Annotated in this window: 15 protein-coding genes and 1 other RNA gene; 6 read left to right on the plus strand and 10 right to left on the minus strand. The window is 66.5% G+C overall.

Annotated elements, in window-relative coordinates; genetic code table 11:
• Nucleotides 1-134: 134 nt before the first annotated feature.
• From VC212_RS08275 to sufT, 3 genes are all read right to left on the minus strand, one after another.
• Entirely contained in the window at nucleotides 135-1,880 is a 1,746-nt protein-coding gene (locus VC212_RS08275) for a S8 family peptidase (RefSeq protein ID WP_115514444.1), read from the minus strand.
• 314 nt (nucleotides 1,881-2,194) lie between these two features.
• Nucleotides 2,195-3,280: a branched-chain amino acid aminotransferase gene (locus tag VC212_RS08280; protein WP_115512432.1), complete on the minus strand. Its 1,086-nt coding sequence runs from the start codon at nucleotides 3,278-3,280 to the stop codon at nucleotides 2,195-2,197.
• Between the two features lie 65 nt (nucleotides 3,281-3,345).
• Nucleotides 3,346-3,900 (minus strand): putative Fe-S cluster assembly protein SufT, encoded by a 555-nt coding sequence (gene sufT / locus VC212_RS08285; RefSeq protein ID WP_011260066.1) that lies wholly within the window; start codon nucleotides 3,898-3,900, stop codon nucleotides 3,346-3,348.
• A gap of 174 nt (nucleotides 3,901-4,074) precedes the next feature.
• Between sufT and VC212_RS08290 the strand changes: the two genes are divergently transcribed.
• Nucleotides 4,075-4,494 (plus strand): hypothetical protein, encoded by a 420-nt coding sequence (locus VC212_RS08290; protein ID WP_055851280.1) that lies wholly within the window; start codon nucleotides 4,075-4,077, stop codon nucleotides 4,492-4,494.
• 145 nt (nucleotides 4,495-4,639) lie between these two features.
• Here the strand turns inward: VC212_RS08290 and VC212_RS08295 are convergent, their stop codons facing one another.
• The 3 genes from VC212_RS08295 to VC212_RS08305 all read right to left on the minus strand — a co-directional run bounded on the left by VC212_RS08295 (nucleotide 4,640) and on the right by VC212_RS08305 (nucleotide 6,985).
• Entirely contained in the window at nucleotides 4,640-5,032 is a 393-nt protein-coding gene (locus VC212_RS08295) for a DUF6714 family protein (RefSeq protein WP_115527179.1), read from the minus strand.
• Nucleotides 5,033-5,099: 67 nt separating this feature from the next.
• Nucleotides 5,100-6,569, minus strand: coding sequence for an NAD(P)(+) transhydrogenase (Re/Si-specific) subunit beta (locus VC212_RS08300; RefSeq protein ID WP_323515196.1), 1,470 nt, complete (start codon nucleotides 6,567-6,569; stop codon nucleotides 5,100-5,102).
• 104 nt (nucleotides 6,570-6,673) lie between these two features.
• Nucleotides 6,674-6,985 (minus strand): NAD(P) transhydrogenase subunit alpha, encoded by a 312-nt coding sequence (locus tag VC212_RS08305; protein WP_055851467.1) that lies wholly within the window; start codon nucleotides 6,983-6,985, stop codon nucleotides 6,674-6,676.
• Between the two features lie 113 nt (nucleotides 6,986-7,098).
• Between VC212_RS08305 and VC212_RS08310 the strand changes: the two genes are divergently transcribed.
• The 3 genes from VC212_RS08310 to VC212_RS08320 are packed head-to-tail and all read left to right on the plus strand — an operon-like array spanning nucleotide 7,099 to nucleotide 8,503.
• The gene (locus VC212_RS08310; RefSeq protein ID WP_055851277.1) at nucleotides 7,099-7,662 is read left to right on the plus strand and encodes an RNA polymerase sigma factor; all 564 of its coding nucleotides are present in this window, start codon (nucleotides 7,099-7,101) and stop codon (nucleotides 7,660-7,662) included.
• A complete protein-coding gene (locus VC212_RS08315; RefSeq protein ID WP_055851274.1) occupies nucleotides 7,659-8,006 on the plus strand; it encodes a hypothetical protein in 348 nt (115 codons plus the stop codon). Before VC212_RS08310 ends, VC212_RS08315 begins: the two co-directional genes overlap by 4 nt.
• 5 nt (nucleotides 8,007-8,011) lie before the next feature.
• The gene (locus tag VC212_RS08320) at nucleotides 8,012-8,503 is read left to right on the plus strand and encodes a DUF3106 domain-containing protein (RefSeq protein ID WP_323515156.1); all 492 of its coding nucleotides are present in this window, start codon (nucleotides 8,012-8,014) and stop codon (nucleotides 8,501-8,503) included.
• 134 nt (nucleotides 8,504-8,637) lie between these two features.
• On the opposite strand, the gene VC212_RS08325 is transcribed toward VC212_RS08320, so the two are convergent.
• Nucleotides 8,638-9,729: an NAD(P) transhydrogenase subunit alpha gene (locus VC212_RS08325; RefSeq protein WP_323515157.1), complete on the minus strand. Its 1,092-nt coding sequence runs from the start codon at nucleotides 9,727-9,729 to the stop codon at nucleotides 8,638-8,640.
• Nucleotides 9,730-9,861: 132 nt separating this feature from the next.
• Nucleotides 9,862-10,461, minus strand: a complete 600-nt coding sequence (locus VC212_RS08330) for a TetR/AcrR family transcriptional regulator (RefSeq protein WP_323515158.1) — start codon at nucleotides 10,459-10,461, stop codon at nucleotides 9,862-9,864.
• A gap of 130 nt (nucleotides 10,462-10,591) precedes the next feature.
• On the opposite strand from VC212_RS08330, the gene VC212_RS08335 reads away from it, so the two are divergent.
• Complete coding sequence (locus VC212_RS08335) at nucleotides 10,592-11,455, plus strand: alpha/beta fold hydrolase (protein ID WP_323515159.1); 864 nt, start codon at nucleotides 10,592-10,594, stop codon at nucleotides 11,453-11,455.
• Nucleotides 11,456-11,590: 135 nt separating this feature from the next.
• Nucleotides 11,591-11,666: non-coding RNA, sX9 sRNA (locus VC212_RS08340), on the plus strand.
• Nucleotides 11,667-11,993: 327 nt separating this feature from the next.
• On the opposite strand, the gene VC212_RS08345 is transcribed toward VC212_RS08340, so the two are convergent.
• Together VC212_RS08345 and VC212_RS08350 are read right to left on the minus strand one after the other, a co-directional pair.
• Nucleotides 11,994-14,351, minus strand: coding sequence for a DUF1631 domain-containing protein (locus VC212_RS08345; RefSeq protein WP_323515160.1), 2,358 nt, complete (start codon nucleotides 14,349-14,351; stop codon nucleotides 11,994-11,996).
• 222 nt (nucleotides 14,352-14,573) lie between these two features.
• Entirely contained in the window at nucleotides 14,574-16,805 is a 2,232-nt protein-coding gene (locus tag VC212_RS08350) for a DUF1631 domain-containing protein (protein ID WP_323515162.1), read from the minus strand.
• Nucleotides 16,806-16,809 lie beyond the last annotated feature (4 nt).

The raw sequence follows: 16,809 nt of genomic DNA on the forward strand, positions 1-16,809 counted from the left end.
CGGCCGAGCGGCAATGCCCTGCCTGCGCCTGCCGAAACGGCAGACGTGGGCGGACATCGCAGATGGGGTGTCGCGCTGGGACAGCGCTGCCTGGCCACGCGGCCAGACAGCGCAACAGCGTCGAACGGCAACGTTTAGTAGCTGGCGCTCAAGGTCACGCCAGAGAACGTGCTGTATGCCTTGACCCGCACGTAATACGTGCCGGAGGGCACGCTGATGTTGCAGGTTTCGGTATTGCCGCTGAGGTACGGACGGCAGGCGTAGGTGGTGTCGGTCGGTGCACTGCCGGCGCGCACGTACAGGTCTGCATCGCCGGTGCCGCCGCTGATCGCCACGGTGAGCGTGCCGCTGCCGGCGGGAACGGCGATGGTGTAGTTCAGCTCCGCACCGCTGGACGCACCCAGGCCGGTGACCGGCGTGCCGTTGGTCAGCGTGTTGCCGGTTCCGCCACCGCCACCACCGTTGCTGCCGCTGATGGCCGCCGTCACCGCGGCGTCGGCATTGACGATGCCGGCACCACAACCGCCGGAACAGGCACCCGGCAACGCGCGTGCGGTGTTCTTCAGCAAGGTTTCCACCGCTGCCGGAGTGAGCGCGGTCGGCGCGACCGACTGCACCAGCGCGACCACGCCGGCCACGTGCGGCGCCGCCATCGAGGTGCCGTTGTAGGACGCGTAGCTGGCATTGCCCGGGGTGGTGGTGCCGCTATTGAGCGTGGACAGGATCGCCGAGCCCGGCGCGGATACATCGATGCCGGCGCCGAAGTTGGAATAGCTGGCCTTGGCACCCGCCGAGGTGGTGGCCGCCACCGCGATCACGTTGGCGCAGTTGGCCGGCAGCGAGCCGGACACGTTGGCCGAGCTGTTGCCGGCCGCCACCACCACAGTGGTGCCGCGCGACACCGCACCGCTGATGGCGTTCTGCATGGTGGTCGAGCAGGCACCGCCACCACCGAGCGACATGTTGATGACCTCGGCCGGATTGGCGTTGGCCGGAATGCCGCTGACGCTGCCGCCCGACGCCCACACGATGGCGTCGGAGATGTCCGACAACGAGCCGCCGCACTTGCCGAGCACGCGCACCGGCACGACCTTGGCGTTGTAGGCGGTACCGGCCACGCCGGTGCTGTTGTTGGTCACCGCAGCGACCGTGCCGGCCACATGGGTGCCGTGCCAGCTGGAGTTGGAGGCCGGAATCCCGGTGCCGCACTCGTTGGCGGCATACCAGTCGCCCTCGTCTGCAGGGTTGCTGTCGCGGCCATTGCCATCGCGCGCAGCCGTCGCGTCGCTGATGAAGTCGTAGCCGGGCAGGATGTTGGCGCTGAGGTCGGCATGCGTGGTGATGCCGGTATCGATCACCGCCACCACGACGCCTGTCCCGGTGGCCTTGTCCCAGGCCGGACGGATGTTGAGGCCGGCATTGGTGGTGCCAAAGCCCCACTGCTCGGACAGCCGGGTGTCGTTCGGGGTCAACGTGGCGCGCAGGATCTGGTCCACTTCCACGCTCTGCACGTTCGGGTCGGCGGCCAGTTGACGCATCAGGGTCTCGGCCTCGGCACGGTCCAGCGCGCGGTCGGCCTTGATCAGCTCTGGCCCCAGCGCCAGACGGCGCACCGCGTTCAGACCCAGCGCCTTGCCGGCCTTGGCCGGAACCGCGCGTGCGGCGGTGCGCAGCGAGGTGCTCAGCACGGTGGGACTGGCCAGCGCAGTGCTGCCGTCCTTGTAGGTCACGATGAATTTCTGGTGGGTCTGGGCAGTGGCAAGACCGTCCAGGTAGACCTCACCGGCAAACGCAGGTGTTGCCAGCAACAGGGAGGTCAGCGCGGTGGCGCCCAGGACGGTAAGCGTGCGAGGACGCTTGCGGAATGACTCGTTCGACATCGAATTCCCTTCCAAATCAAAGAGAACCGCCTTGGCGGTGTAATCCGGCACCGCCTGCATAGGTCGGCGCCGAGTCCCCGAATCAATCCCCTGTTATTGATCCGTTCAGCGAACCTATCCCACTCCAACCAAACTGGACAATACGAAATCGACACTTTTGAAACTTAAATATCAGTTTTGTGACAAGCGTCATGTCTGTTCAGTCCGCTTCCCACAGTTTTTTGACGGGATGCATGTCGCCCTGCTGCACGGCAGGCAAAAAAAAGCCCCTGCGCTGACGCGCAGAGGCCTGTTTTTGACGCTGTAGCGCTGACTCAGGACAAGCGCACCAACCAGCCATGCCGGTCCGGCACGCGGCCGTACTGGATATCGGTCAATTCCTGGCGCAGCGACATGGTCACCTCGCCCGCCGGCGCGGACAGATCGCCCACCGCAAAGCCGTCGCCCTTGAGCTCACCGATCGGGGTGACCACCGCGGCGGTGCCGCAGGCAAACACTTCGACAATCTCGCCCGATGCCACGCCCTGCTTCCATTCGTCGATGGACACCTTGCGCTCGACCACGCGCATACCGCGGTCGCGGGCCAGCTGCAGGATGCTGTCGCGGGTGATCCCTTCCAGGATGCTGCCGGACAGTTCCGGCGTCACCAAGGTGCCGTCCTGGTAGACCAGGAACACGTTCATGCCGCCCAGTTCTTCGATGTACTTGCCTTCGACCGGATCCAGAAACAGCACCTGCGAGCAGCCCTGCGCATAGGCTTTCTGCTGCGGCAGCAGCGAAGCGGCGTAGTTGCCGCCGCACTTGGCCGCGCCGGTACCGCCCTTGGCCGCACGTGCGTATTCGGTGGACAACCAGATCGACACCGGCGCCACGCCCTTGGCGAAGTACGGGCCGGCCGGACTGGCGATCACGTAGTACGAGGCCTTGTGCGCGGCGCGCACGCCCAGAAAGGCCTCGTCGGCGATCATGAACGGGCGGAAATACAGGCTGGTTTCCGGCGCCGACGGCACCCAGCCGGCATCCACGGCCACCAGCTGGCGCAGCGATTCGACAAACAGGTCTACCGGCAATTCCGGCAGCGCCAGACGACGCGCCGAGCGCTGCAGGCGTTCGCCGTTGGACTGCGGGCGGAAGGTCCAGATCGAGCCATCGGCATGCCGGTAGGCCTTGATGCCTTCGAAGATCTCCTGGCCGTAATGCAGCACCGACGCGGCCGGGTCCAACTGCAGCGGGCCGTAAGCACGCACTTGCGCGTCGTGCCAGCCCTGCTCGTTGTTCCAGGAAATGGCGACCATGTGGTCGGTGAAATGCAGCCCGAAACCGGGCGCGGCCAGGATCACGGACAGTTCGTCGGCGCTGCGCGGCGACGGAGAACGGGTGGAAGCGAAGGACACGGACACCGGAAGATTCCTGTATGGCGGGCGAAAGGACGCGGCGCCACATCTGCGGACATGGCGCCTGACGATCAGAGCATGCCGGTCTCGAGACGGGCCGCTTCGGACATCATATGCCGGCCCCAAGGCGGGTCGAACACCAGCTCGACATCGGCCTCGGCAATGGTCGGGATCATTTCCACCTTGCTGCGCACGTCGTCGACCAGGATCTCGCCCATGCCGCAGCCGGGCGCGGTGAGCGTCATCTTGACGTCCACCCGACGCTGGTTGTCCTCTTCGCGATGGCTGACCACCGCTTCGTAGACCAGGCCCAGATCGACGATATTGAACGGAATTTCCGGGTCGAAGCAGGTGCGCAACTGCTGCCATACCAGCGCTTCCACTTCTTCGTCGCTGGCGTTGGCGGGCAATTCCAGCCCCGGCGGGGCCTCCTTGCCGATCGCATCGCCATCCTTGCCGGCAATGCGGAACAGATTGCCTTCGACAAAGACCGTGTAGCTGCCACCCAGGGCCTGGGTGATATAGCCATAACTGCCTGCGGGCAGGGTCACCGAATCGCCCTGCGGCACCATGACGGCATCGCAATCGCGTTCGAACTGGACGGGTTCGCTGCTACGGGAGTACATGGGCTGGATATGGGGCCGCGCCGGACGCGCGCAAGTCGGCCATTCTAGCCGACCGCGATGGCGCCGCCGCCGCTGGCCGCCAATCCCTTCAACGACGCTGCATTCCATCTGCCGATGCAGTGCGTCGCAAAGTGCGGCATGCGCTCTATCATGTGCGCACTGTCAGGAGCTCCAATGCCGCCCACCTCCGCGTCCGCCAGAAGCGCCCACTGGCTCTGGCCCCCGCTCCTGTTGCTGGGAAGCGTCACCGCCCTCATCGCCTGGCTGCTCATCGCCCTTGCGCTCGGCAACCAGGCCGGCTGGATGGCGGTACTGGTCGCACTGGAAGTGGTCTGGATGCTGCGCCTGGGCACACTGCGTGCCGGCAGGTTGCGTATCGGCGTGGCGGTGGCGACCACTGCACTGATCATCGTCGGCGCCAACTGGGGCATCGCCTCGGCGCAACTGGGCGGATCGCTGGGCCTGGACCCGTGGACCTCGGCCCAGAAAATGGGCCCGCGCCTGGCCTGGACCCTGCTGCAACTGGCCAATAATGCGTTCGACCTGCTGTGTTACTTCGCAGCGGTGGTCGTAGCGTGGTGGGCTGCGCGCTGAATTTGATTGCAGCGTAGCCGCCACTGCCAGGCGGGCGTGAGCACCGGCTTGCAAGCGCTGATGCTCGCCGCTAGCGACGCGCTTGGTCGACAGCAACAAGCCGGGCGTCGAAGCGGTTTCGGCGTGGCTCAAGGCTCCGAAGATCTCAGCGGTAGCTGGCGCCGGGTCCCCAATATTCTTCGAGCGCGCATTGCGCAGATTCGATCCATTCGGACCCGTCGGTAAACGCAAGCGTGTCCAAGGCCGCTATTACCATGCGTTCTTCGGCAGCGGACAGGCTGCCGAAGCGCGGAGGCTCCCGATCCGGAGGGCGCAGCGACTGCAGCAAGGTATCTGTGGCGTTGGATGCAGCGTTCCCACTGTTGCGCAGCGCGTGCTGCAGCAGATGTGGCAGATAGAAGCGCCACGAAACACTGTCCAGGTGGTGGATTCCACAGCAATACCGCTCGAGATACTCTGCCGTTACCTGGTCGCGCACCGCGTCGAACGGCGGCACCTCGGCATGGTCGTCAATCGCGTTTCCGGCACGCAGCGACATGGGTGGGCGGTCGCTCATCGTGGAAAGACTTTTGCCGTGCCTCGGCACGTGAGTGGAATGCCAGACGTCAATGCCCGCCCCCATCCAGCGCCTTCAACTCGCTGACCAGCGCGCTGGCCGCTTCGGCACCGTCGCCGTAGAGCATGCGGGTGTTGTCGGCGTAGAACAGCGCATTTTCGATGCCGGCAAAGCCGGTGCCCTTGCCGCGCTTGATCACCACCGTATTGCGTGAATTGACCACGTCCAGGATCGGCATGCCGTAGATCGGGCTGGCCGGATCGGTCTTGGCGACCGGGTTGACCACGTCGTTGGCGCCAATCACCAGCGACACATCGGTGCTGGCGAACTCCGGATTGATGTCGTCCATGTCGGCGATCAGGTCGTACGGCACACCGGCTTCGGCCAGCAGCACGTTCATATGCCCGGGCATGCGCCCGGCGACCGGGTGGATCGCAAACTTCACCTTGACCCCGCGCGCGATCAGCCGCTGCGCCAGCTCCCAGATCTTGTGCTGCGCCTGCGCCACCGCCATGCCGTAGCCGGGCACGATCACCACCCGCTCGGCGAAGGCCATCATCGCGGCCACATCGCTGGCCTCGATGGGTTTTTGCGCGCCGCTGATCTCCTGCGCCTGCCCGCCGCCACCGAAGTTGGAAAACAGCACGCCGCTGATCGGCCGGTTCATCGCCTTGGCCATCAGCCGGGTCAGCAAGATGCCGGCCGCGCCCACCATCATGCCGGCAATGATCAATGCCTCATTGCCCAGCACATAGCCTTCAAACGCCACCGCCAGGCCGGTAAAAGCGTTGTAGAGCGAAATCACCACCGGCATGTCGGCACCGCCGATCGGCAGCGTCATCAACACGCCCAGCGCGAGCGCCACGGCGAAGAAGGCGATGATCGCCAGCGGCTGCAGGCTGGTGGCGGCCCAGATGCCGAGTGCCAGGACTGCCAGCGCCACCAGCAGATTGACCGCCTGCTGGCCGGGAAAGGTCACCCTTCGGTCGAGCCGGCCATCCAGTTTGGCCCAGGCGATGATCGAGCCGGACAAGGACACCGCCCCGATCGCCGAGCCGATCACCGCCAGCATCACCGTGGTGGTGTCCGGCCGCCGCGCCGCCAGTTCGGCGATCGCCTGCGCGCTCCAGTGCGCAGTGTCGCGATTGGCGAAGAAGGAAAACCGCAGCAGTTCCACCGCGCCAATCGCCGCCGCCGAGCCGCCGCCCATGCCGTTGTACAGCGCCACCATCTGCGGCATGTCGGTGATGGCCACCTTCTTGGCCGACCACCACGCCACCCCGATGCCGATCGCCAGCGCTGCCAGGATCAGCGGCACGTTATGCAGTTCCGGCAGGAAGAACGTGGCCACCGTGGCGATCAGCATGCCGGCGCCGGCCCAGCGGATGCCGCTACGCGCGGTCCTGGGAGAGGCCATGCGTTGCAGGCCGAGCAGGAACAGGGTCGCGGCGATCAGGTAGCTACTCTTGATGAGGATCGGCAAAAGGTGCATCAGCAGCCACGCTCCAGAGAAGGACATCTGCCCGAACGGCAGCACATAAACCAGGAAGCCCAGCGCGAAGCCGAGCAGCGGGACAAGCACGACCGCGGCCAGCACCGCTGCGATGCGTAGGCGCCGTACGTTCAATCTTTCGCGTCGCGCTTGGCCGGATCCGGCTTGCTGGATTTGAACATGTCCAGCATCCGCTCGGTCACCACATAGCCGCCGGCTGCATTGCCCGCGCCCAGCACCACCGCGACGAACCCCAGCGCTTTTTCCAGCGTGGTATCGGCATGCCCAAGCACCACCATCGCGCCGATCAGCACGATGCCGTGGATGAAGTTGGAGCCGGACATCAGCGGGGTATGCAGGATCACCGGCACCCGCGAGATGATCACGTGGCCGGCGATGGCCGCCAGCATGAAGATGTACAGCGCTACGAACCCGTCGCTCATCGTCTTTCGCTCCACTGGCCGGTGCGGCCCGCCGATCATACCCACGCATCGGGCATGTCAACCGAATCGGCGCTGGGCCGTTGACGCCGTATCGTCTTCGCGGAAGCTACGCTGTGCTGGTGGGAACCCCTTTCGATCCGCAGCCTTCTACAACGGCCGCCGCCGTCCCGGTGTCGCTGGACGCATTTTTGGCGGGCATCGGTCCGCGTGCGTTCCGTTTTGCCGAGGCCGGTCTGCGTCACCGCGAAGACGCGCTGGATGCCGTGCAGGACGCCATGGTCAAGCTGCTCGGCTACCGTGAACGGCCGGCCGAGGAATGGACGCCGTTGTTCTGGAGCATCCTGCGCAGCCGCATCATCGACCTGCAGCGCCGCCGCACGTTCCGGCTGAAATTCTGGGCACCGGCCGAGCGCGCCGATGACGAAGGCCCGATCGAGTGGGCCGACCCCGGCATCGGCCCGGTCGGCGCCCAGCAACATCAGCAAGCCTACCAACGGCTGGTTGAGGCGTTGCGTAGCTTGCCGGCGCGCCAGCGCGAAGCGTTCACGCTGCGCGTGCTGGAAGATCTGGATGTGGCCACCACCGCCAAGGCGATGGGCTGCTCCGAAGGCTCGGTCAAAACTCACCTGTCGCGCGCACGCGACGCGTTACAAAAACAGTTCGAGGATTTCCTGTGAACCGCTCCCACGATCCGGCCCAGTTCGATGCGCAACTGCGCCAACTGCATGCCGCCGCGCTCACCAGCCTGCCGCCGCAGACCCTGGCACGCCTGCGCCAGGCACGCCACGCGTCGGCGCCGCGTCCACGCCGCGGTTACTGGTTGCTGGCCACCGCCTGTTCGGGTCTGCTGGCCGTCGCTATCGGCCTGCAACTGCGACCGGGCGACACTGCACCCACAAGCGTCGCGCCGACCCAGGCAGTGGCCGGCAACAGTGCCGGCACCGACACCGACGACCTGCTGACCCAGAACCCCGACCTGTATGTCTGGCTCGGGTCCGATACCGCTTTGGCCATGGAATGAGCACGATGACCCGCACCACCCGCCTGCTGTTGACCCTGCTGCTCTGCGCCGGGCCGTGCGCGTCGCTGTTGGCACAGGACCGCCCGCCGCCGGGCCCGCCAGGGCCACCGCCGATGGACGGACACGGCCCGCATGGCCCAGGCCCACGCAACGAGACGCCGATGCCGGAGTGGGACAAGCTGACCCAGCAACAGCGCCAGGTGCTGATCGATGCGCTGCGCGAGCGCTGGAACGATGTGCCCGAAGAACGTCCGCGCATGTACCGGCATGCCAGTCGCTGGCTGGACATGACCCCCGAACAGCGCAAGCAGGCCAAGGCCGGCATGGACCGCTTCCGCAACATGAGCCCGGACCAGCGCCGCGAAGCCAAGGCCTTGTTCGACCGCATGCGCACGCTCAACCCGCAACAGCGCAATGAGCTGCAACAACGCTGGCAGAAGATGAGCCCGGCCGAACGCAGCGCCTGGTTACGCGACCACCCGCCGACGGACGATTGAACGCCGCCGCACTCGCCGCACTCGCCGCGCAGCAGCGCGACAGCACGACAGCACGACAGCGTGCAATCAAGCCTTGACGGTCACCTCCACTGCGCACCAGCGACACTTCGAGCAGCTACTGCGCATGCAGCGCGCTAGGCCGCCGGGGTGGCCGACCAACGCGTCTTCGCCAGCAACTCATCGTCCCAGTCGAATGACAGCGCACCGTCGCTGATCAACAACGCGGCGAACGCGTAGACGTTGCGCGCAAACATCTCGCTGGCATGCACCGCGCCCTGGCTTGCCAGATTGAGCGGCCCGGCGACCACCACGCCATCGAGATCGACGGTTTCGCCGGGACGCGTAGCCGCGCAATTGCCGCCGGTTTCCGCAGCCAGATCCACGATCACGCTGCCGGCGCGCATGCCCTGCACCATCTCCGTGGTCACGATCTTTGGCGCCGGTCGCCCCGGCACGGCCGCAGTGCAGACCACCACATCCACGCCTTTGAGATGCTCGGCCAGGCCGCGCTGCTGCTCGGCGCGTTCGTCGTCGGTGAGTTGGCGTGCGTAGCCGCCTTCGCCGGCAGCGCTGACGCCCAGATCCAGAAAGCGCGCGCCCAGGGACGCGATCTGTTCGCGGGTTTCCGGGCGCACATCGAAACCTTCCACCTGCGCGCCCAGCCGTTTGGCCGTGGCGATCGCCTGCAAGCCGGCCACGCCCGCACCGATTACCACCACCTTGCAGGGGCGCATCGTGCCGGCGGCGGTGGTTAGCATCGGGAAGAACCGCGGCGCCAGTTGCGCGGCCAGTAACACCGCCTTGTAACCGGCCATGCCGGCTTGCGAACTCAGCACGTCCATCGATTGCGCACGCGTGGTGCGCGGCAGGCGCTCCAGCGGAAACGCGACCAGTTCGCGCGTGGAAAATGCCTGCGCACGCGCCGGGTCGGCATCGGGTGCGAGCATGCCGATCACCACCGTCTGCGGTTTGCACAACAGCAAGACATCGGTCGGCGGTGCCTGCACACAGAGCAGCATGTCGGCCTGATCAAGCGTGTGTGCGCTGGCAAGTTGCGCACCGGCCTGCAGATACGCCGCATCGTCCATGCTGCTGGCGCGGCCGGCGTCCGGCTCGATCCACACATGGGCGCCGAGCGCGACCAGCTTCTTGACCGTTTCCGGCGTTGCCGCCACCCGGCGTTCGCCCGCTGCCTGTTCTTTCAGCACCAGCACCTGCACAGCCATGGGTTGCTCCGGTCTCGCGCTCAGTGCGGCGATGCTAGCAGAGCGTGGCCGCGGCGCCTGGCACGTGTGCTGCGCTGGCTGTCGGCCAGGTTGCACGTCAACCCGTACCGCGTTTTCCTCGCAGATCGCGCCTCAGGGTTCAAGCACCGCATGCAGCAACGGGGCGAACACCAGTTCCGGCGCAAACGCGCGCAAGGCGTCGTGCTTGCGGTCGATCGCCAGCGACGCATAGCCGTGCACTGCGCTCCACGCCAGCAGGGTGCGCTGTTCCAGCAGCTCGGCGTCTGGCGCGCTGCCGTGACGGGCACTCCACTGTGCGCGCACCGTGTCGCGCAGGCAGGCCATGGCTGCCTCGCTGGCCTGCAGCAGCCGTGGCAGGCTGCGCGAACGCAGGTCCAGGCCCAACATCAGCCGGAACTGCTGCGGATAGTCGATGGCAAATCGCAGGTAGCCCAGTCCACAGCCCAGCAGCGGGTTGGCGAGTTCCTGCTGGGTTGCGTGGATGCGCGCGAGCATGCGTTCGTAGCCATCGGCCGCCACTTCCGCCAACAACCCGTCCAGCGAGCCGAAGTGGTGCGCGGGTGCGGCATGCGAGACCCCGGCGCGGCGCGCACATTCGCGCAAGGTCAGCCCACGCACGCCCGATTCGCCGACCAGCTCCCAGCCAGCGCGACGCAATGCGGCCGGCAGATCGCCGTGGTGATAGCCAGCAGGAACGTCTGATCGCGACATGGCGGCTTCGTTTATCGGGAGCTCAGTGGAGCAGATCATCTTGACGCTGACAAGATTCAATCGGCAGACTTGTGTCGCATCTTGTCGGCGACAAGATGTGCGACGCGCCCTCCCCTACAAGGACTCCCCCATGAGCTCGTCCATCGCCAAATTGCGTGCGCGGCTGCTCCGCGGCCTGATGCGCACAGTCAGTCGCCTGGCCCCCGGCCCGACGGGCCGCTCTCTGGCGCGCCGTTTCGTCACCCCAGGTGAGGCCGGGCGTCGACAGGCAGCGACCATCGCCGCGACCTTGACCGATGTGCAGCAGCAGACCCTGCGCGTCGATGGCATCGACATCGCCGTCTACCAATGGGGCGACCCCGCGCAGCAGCCGTATGTGCTGCTGTCGCATGGCTGGGCCAGCTACGGCCTGCGCTTTGCGGCCTGGGTGCCGCAGCTGCGCGCGCTTGGCTATGCGGTGCTGGCGTTCGACCAGGCGGCACATGGCCTGAGCAGCGGCAAGATCAGCAACATGCCGCATTTCGTCAAGATACTGCGCCAGATCGGCGAGCGCTTTGGCCGCCCTGCGGTGTTCATCGGCCACTCGCTGGGGGCGGCCTCAGTGGTGTTTGCCGACGACCCGGCATGGCGTCCGGCCCGTTATGTGTTGATCGCCCCGCTGGTGGCGCCGGCCGCCAGCGCGCAACGGCAGTTCCACGCGTTCGGTATTGCACCCGGCGCATTCGCACCGTTCGAAAATTGGCTGATCCAGCTCACCGGCAAGTGTTTTGCCGACTTCGATGCGACCGCGCACCTGTCGCACTTCGATCGCCCGGCGCTGATCATCCACGACCGCCGCGACCGCGAGACGCCGTGGGAAGAAGGCGCACGCTTTGCCGCACTCTGGCCAGGCGCGCAGCTGTTCAGTACCGAAGGACTGGGCCATAACCGCATGGTCGATCACGCCTCGGTGATCGCGCGGACGCTGGAGTTCATCGGCCCGGCATCGCGCTGAGTAGCGCGCTCCGGGATGCAGTCATCGCGGGCGTGGTTGCCGGAGTGCAAGCGTCAGGGGAATGCGCCGGTTAAGAGCGGCTGACAAAAGGACTGTGCTCACCGCCAAGCGGCCGCGGCCGGTGCTCGATGCCGCATGTACCACGCGTACACTCCTGTTCCTCCGGGCCGTCCACACCCACCTGGCGAATGCTCGCTACGTTTTGTTAGCCGTTCTAAGCGTGTTGCGCAATCCGATCGCAAATGCAGCGCTCACGTATTACGCGATAAGGCACATCGCGCTTGCTGCCGCAATGATTCCGCGCCTGCCGATGAGTCACTTCGAAAGAGTCGCCTGGCCATCAGAACCGCCACGACGCCTCAAACATCCGGCGTCTGCTGCAGCAGCCCGACGACTCCAGGAGCCCAAACGCCGGCACAGCAAGACCCTCGCGACGGTCGCGCCAGCGACGCACATCCATTCTTCAAAGCACGCTCGCCGAAGGCAGCGATACAGCCTCCGACGCGCAGCGACAGCGCTGCGCAATCGATGCAATCGCTCAGTGCACCGTGCCGTTGTTGTGCAGCGGATCCAACCGGTCGATCACGCCCTGCATCGCGCTGTCGAACGCGCCGTCGTTGATGTGTTCGCGCAGGCGCCCCAGCCGCACCATCACCGCCAGTTCTTCCGGCGAAGCGACGCAGAAACGCACGCCGCGGCGGTTGACGAACAATAGCCGCTGCGAAATCGGGCTGACCCACGACAGCTTGCCGGCCTGCACCTTGCCGTCCTTGTCGACAAAATCCAGCCAGGTGCCGATGTCCATCGCACGGAACCGTTCGGCGTCGGCACTGTCGATGCTCTGCGCCACCGCTTCGGCACCCAGCACTACGCTGACGCTTTCGGCCGCTGGCGGCGGCAGGTTGACCTGCGGCAGTTCCGGCAAGGCTTTTTCCAGCTCCGGGCGTGCCTCGGCGATGGCTTGCAAGGTGTCGTGCAATGCCGTGATCGCCACCACCACCGCGTCGCCATGCAGGCCAACGCTGGCGAACACGCGATGCAGCGCCGGTTGCCAGACCTGCAGCCACGGCTTGCCGATGATGTGGCGGCGCGCCTCGCTCAGTTCTTCCAGCACGCCATCGGCCAGCGCCAATGCTTCCACCGTGCCGGGACCTTCATCGCCGTCGCGCAGGATTGCCATGGTCAGGTGATGCAGCCACGGCTGGCGCAGGAAGTCTTCCACCGCCTTGGGCAACGGCGCACCGGCCAGCACACGCTGCTCCAGCTCCGCCAGCGCGCGGTTGCGCGCCAACTCCAGTTTTTCCTGGCCGCGCTGGGTTTCGGTGGCGCGGCGCTCGGCGATTTCCACACGGCGGCGGTGCTGCGACAGGAAGTCACGGAACTCTTCTTCCAGGGTCAGGAAGATCGCCAGGTTCTCGTTGAATTCGGCCACCAGACGGTCGACGATTTCTTCGACCTTGCCCATCAGCACGCGCTCGGCGGCGCTGTCGCCGTTGTTGCCCTCGCAGGCCTCGGCCAGCGAATTGAGCAGGCGCCGCGCCGGGTGAGTCTTCTGCACGAACATCTTGCGGTCCAGCAGCGCCACCTTGACGAAGGGCACCACCAGCCGGCCGATCATTTCGCGCGAGCGGTTTTCCAGATCGCGCTCGTCCAGCATCACGTCGAACAGCATGCCGACCAGGTCGATCGCATCCTCGTCCATCGGGTCCAGCTTTGCGGTGGCCGGGTCCACGCCCAGACGCGTAGCGCTGTTGAGCACTTCGTTCTTCAGTCGCTGCGCAAGCGATTCGTTGTCGTCGCCGATGGCCGCCTGCAGCGTTGCGCTGGGCGTGGCCTGCAGCAACGACAGCACCGACATCATTTCGCGCTGGCTCAGCGGGCGTTGCTGGCCCACCGCCACCGACGCAGCCGAGGCCGTGCTGTCGCGCACGCTACGGGTCTGCTGCAGCAGTTCGTGCAGTGCATCCAGCAGCATGCCCTGGCTGCCGCCAGGATGATCGGCCTCGCCTTCCATACCGCCAGCGCCGCCACCATCGGCATGGCCGCGTTGCGCGGCGGCCTGCATGCGCCCACGACTATGCGCCCAGCGGTCCAGAAAGCGATTGGCCCAGGCTGGCGCGTATTGGTCGTTCTGATCGTCGCCGCCCATTTCGGCATCGCCGCCATAAGCGTCGGCCTGCGCGCGCGCTTCGGGCGTCTCGCCGCGCGGCTGCATGCGCGGCGGCGGGCGCTTGGGCTGCGAAATTTCCGGCATCACGCCGGCCTTGGCCAGGGTTTCGTCCAGACGCGCATACAACTTGCCGATCGGTTCGGCCAGGTCGCGCTCGCATAGCTTGATCACCACCAGGCGCACTTCCGGCGCCAGATCGCAGGTGGCGAACGCTTCGTGGATCGCCACGCCAAGATGTTCCGGACCGAACGGATTGGTGTCGGCCACCAGTTCCAGGCCACCGGCAATCCAGCCCAGGCGGCGGTCGACACGCGCCAGCACCTGCTTGAAATCGCGCAGCAGCACGGTGGCAAGGTTGCGCACTGCCAGCCGCGATTCGAGTACGTGCTCGGGCACCAGACTGAGCGGGCCGGTGCCCATGTCGCCGGCCAGTACCACTTCGGCCGACAAGGGCGTTCCGAGCAACAGCGCCTGCCAGCCGTCTTCCAGCTGTTGGCGGAATTGGGTGGTCACGTCTTCGCGCTTGCGGCGCAGCTCGCGCATGCCATCGAGAAACAGCAACTGTGACGCGCCGGCGGATTCGGCGCGATCGAACAGGACATCATCGAAATGTGCGACTGCAGCTGCAAACACCTGCACCAGCGCGGGCACGAACGCGTCGTGCGCCTGCTCGAGCAAGCGTTGGTCACGGCCCGGATGTCCCGACGGACTGGGCTGAAAAGTCATGCGCAAAGGCTCCCCGCCTCTGCAGGCGTGAAAATATTCAAACGAGTAAAAACAGACGCGGCCCCAAATTCCGCCCTCGCATGGTAGGCGTTTCGCTCGTTCGTTAAGTGTGATGCAGCTCTCACTTTACTCGTGACCGCCCAGGGTTTGCGTGTCAAGGAGACATCGTAGCCCGCAACCTTGCGGTGGAGCCTGCCGGCACCCGTTATACGCCTACGGGGGTTAAGCCTTGAGGGGGTCAGACGCGTCCAGCCCGTCGACCACGTCCTGCATCGCGCTGTAGAAAGCGTCTTCTTCGCGGTGCAGGCGCAGGCGATCCAGCCAGACCATCATGGCCAGCTCTTCCGGCGAGGACACGCACAGCCGCCCGCCGCGCCGATTGACGAACATCAGCCGCCCGGAAATCGGGCTGATCCACGACAGCTTGCCCGGTTGGACACGGCCTTCGCGGTCGACGAAGTCCAGGCTGGTGCCGATTGCCATGGCGCGAAAGAAGTCAGCGGTGATGCGGTCGAACTCCACCTGCCCGCCCGCATCGAGCATCGGAGTCAACGGCTCTGCCACCGGGTCGGCGGGGCTGGGCACCAAGCTCAATGCGGTCAGGGTGGGGGCAAGCGCTTCCGCATGGGCAGCAGCTGGCGTGGGCGCCAGCGCGCGCAGCAATTCCTGCAAGGCCTGCTCAGCCTCGCGCGGCCCCAACCCGGCCAGCGCAAACGCCTGGAGCAACGGCGCACGCTGTGCATCCAGCCCGGTGTCGCTGCGCGCGGGCGTCAGCTGCGCCAACACGGCGTCGCCCACTGCAATAGCAGCGTCCAGGGCCGGGCCGGCGCCATCGGCGCGCAACGCAGCCTGTTGCACGCTCGGATGCCAGACGCGGCTGAGAAAGTGTTCCACCACCGGCGGCAGCGATCCGCGTGCCAGCCGCTCGGCCAGCGCCTGGGCGGCAATGCTGCGTGCGCGTTCGCGGCGTTCTTCGGCACGTTGCAATTCGTTGGCGCGGCGCTCGGCAATCTCCACGCGTCGCCGGTACTGCTCGTAACTGGCGCCGAACTCGGCTTCCAACGCCAAGAACACCGCTGGATGCTCGTCGAAGTCGCGCACGACGGTGACGACTGCCGCCTCCACCTGCGCCAGCAAGGCCTGTTCGGCCGCGCTTTCGCCGCCATTGCCGTCGCAGGCATCCACCAGCAGATTGAGCAGACGACGCGCCGGGTGGCCATCGCGCACGAACAGATGGCCGTCGAGCATCGCCATCTTGGCCATCGGCACCAGCAACTGCCCCAGCAGGCGGCGTTGCGCATCGGAAAGCTGACTCTGCACCAGGATCGCGTCGAACAGCAGCGCGATCAGGTCCAGCGCATCGGCATCGTTGGGGTCCAGGCAGGTGGTGACCGGGTCGACGCCAAGCGAGGCAGCCGCGCGCATGAGGTGCTGCCGCAGTGCGTGCGGCAAGCCGCGCTGCCCGTCGTCGATGCTGTCGAACCCGGCGCCGGGCATGGTCTGCAGCAGCGACAACGCCGAAACCACCTCGCGCGGCGACAGCCGCCGCTGCGCAGACGACTCCAACCGCCCGGCATCGGGCTCGCGCAGGTGGCGCGCCTGTTGCAGACGCTGGTGCAACGCGGCCGGCAGCACTTCGCGGCCGCTGCGCAGATGCACGTCGATCACCTTGACGCCGACCAATGCCCCCTGCCCGCCGGACCAGTCGGCAAAGAACCGTGCGATCCAGTCCGGCGTCTCGGGGGTGTCCTCGTTGCCGGTCTTGCCCTGGCGCGGGATGCCGCCGCGGCGATGGCGCGCCTGCGGCAACTCGCGCAGGCTGGCAACCTGCGCCAACGCCTGTTCCAGCTCTGCGTAGCGCTGGCCTACGCGCGGCATCAGCTGCTGCTCGCAGACCTTGATGACCGCCAGATGCACCTTCGCCGCCAGCGTCACGCCCTGGAAGGCCTCGTACAGCGCCACGCCCAGGTGCTCAGGCCCGAACGGATTGCTGTCGCCATCGATGCGCAGCCCGCCGGCGATGAAGCCCAGATAGCGATTGAGCCGCATCAATTCCGGCCGCCATTGATGCTGCAACGCGCCGGCCAGATTACGCACCGCCAGACGGACTTCAAGATCCTGTTCGGGTAGCAGGGTCAGCCCGGCAGCGCCGCGTGCCAGGCTACGCTCGGCCGACAACGGCCGCGCGGACTCCAGGCCCTGCCAGGCCTTGGCCAGATGCCCGCGAAAGCGCGCAGTGATCGGTTCGCGCTGCTGCCGCAAGGCCTGGATGGCTTCCATGAAATCGTTCTGGGCCGCGCCGGCATCGGCCGCCAGGCGGAACAACGCCTCGGCCAGCGCGTCCTGCACGTCGATAAACGCATCGGCCAACGGCACCAGCACGATATCGCGCACCTGATCGAGCAGTTGCGGGTTGCGGCTGGGCAGAGGATCGGTGGACACGAACTGGGTCATCGGA

It is taken from the genome of Xanthomonas sp. WHRI 8932A, from assembly GCF_035012785.1.
Taxonomy (GTDB): domain Bacteria; phylum Pseudomonadota; class Gammaproteobacteria; order Xanthomonadales; family Xanthomonadaceae; genus Xanthomonas.

Coding starts and splice junctions, on each gene's coding strand:
- VC212_RS08275 (WP_115514444.1), bottom strand. CDS start 1,880: ATGTCGAACGAGTCATTCCGCAAGCGTCCTCGCACGCTTACCGTCCTG.
- sufT (WP_011260066.1), bottom strand. CDS start 3,900: ATGTACTCCCGTAGCAGCGAACCCGTCCAGTTCGAACGCGATTGCGAT.
- VC212_RS08290 (WP_055851280.1), top strand. CDS start 4,075: ATGCCGCCCACCTCCGCGTCCGCCAGAAGCGCCCACTGGCTCTGGCCC.
- VC212_RS08295 (WP_115527179.1), bottom strand. CDS start 5,032: ATGTCGCTGCGTGCCGGAAACGCGATTGACGACCATGCCGAGGTGCCG.
- VC212_RS08300 (WP_323515196.1), bottom strand. CDS start 6,569: ATGTCCTTCTCTGGAGCGTGGCTGCTGATGCACCTTTTGCCGATCCTC.
- VC212_RS08305 (WP_055851467.1), bottom strand. CDS start 6,985: ATGAGCGACGGGTTCGTAGCGCTGTACATCTTCATGCTGGCGGCCATC.
- VC212_RS08320 (WP_323515156.1), top strand. CDS start 8,012: ATGACCCGCACCACCCGCCTGCTGTTGACCCTGCTGCTCTGCGCCGGG.
- VC212_RS08325 (WP_323515157.1), bottom strand. CDS start 9,729: ATGGCTGTGCAGGTGCTGGTGCTGAAAGAACAGGCAGCGGGCGAACGC.
- VC212_RS08330 (WP_323515158.1), bottom strand. CDS start 10,461: ATGTCGCGATCAGACGTTCCTGCTGGCTATCACCACGGCGATCTGCCG.
- VC212_RS08335 (WP_323515159.1), top strand. CDS start 10,592: ATGAGCTCGTCCATCGCCAAATTGCGTGCGCGGCTGCTCCGCGGCCTG.
- VC212_RS08345 (WP_323515160.1), bottom strand. CDS start 14,351: ATGACTTTTCAGCCCAGTCCGTCGGGACATCCGGGCCGTGACCAACGC.
- VC212_RS08350 (WP_323515162.1), bottom strand. CDS start 16,805: ATGACCCAGTTCGTGTCCACCGATCCTCTGCCCAGCCGCAACCCGCAA.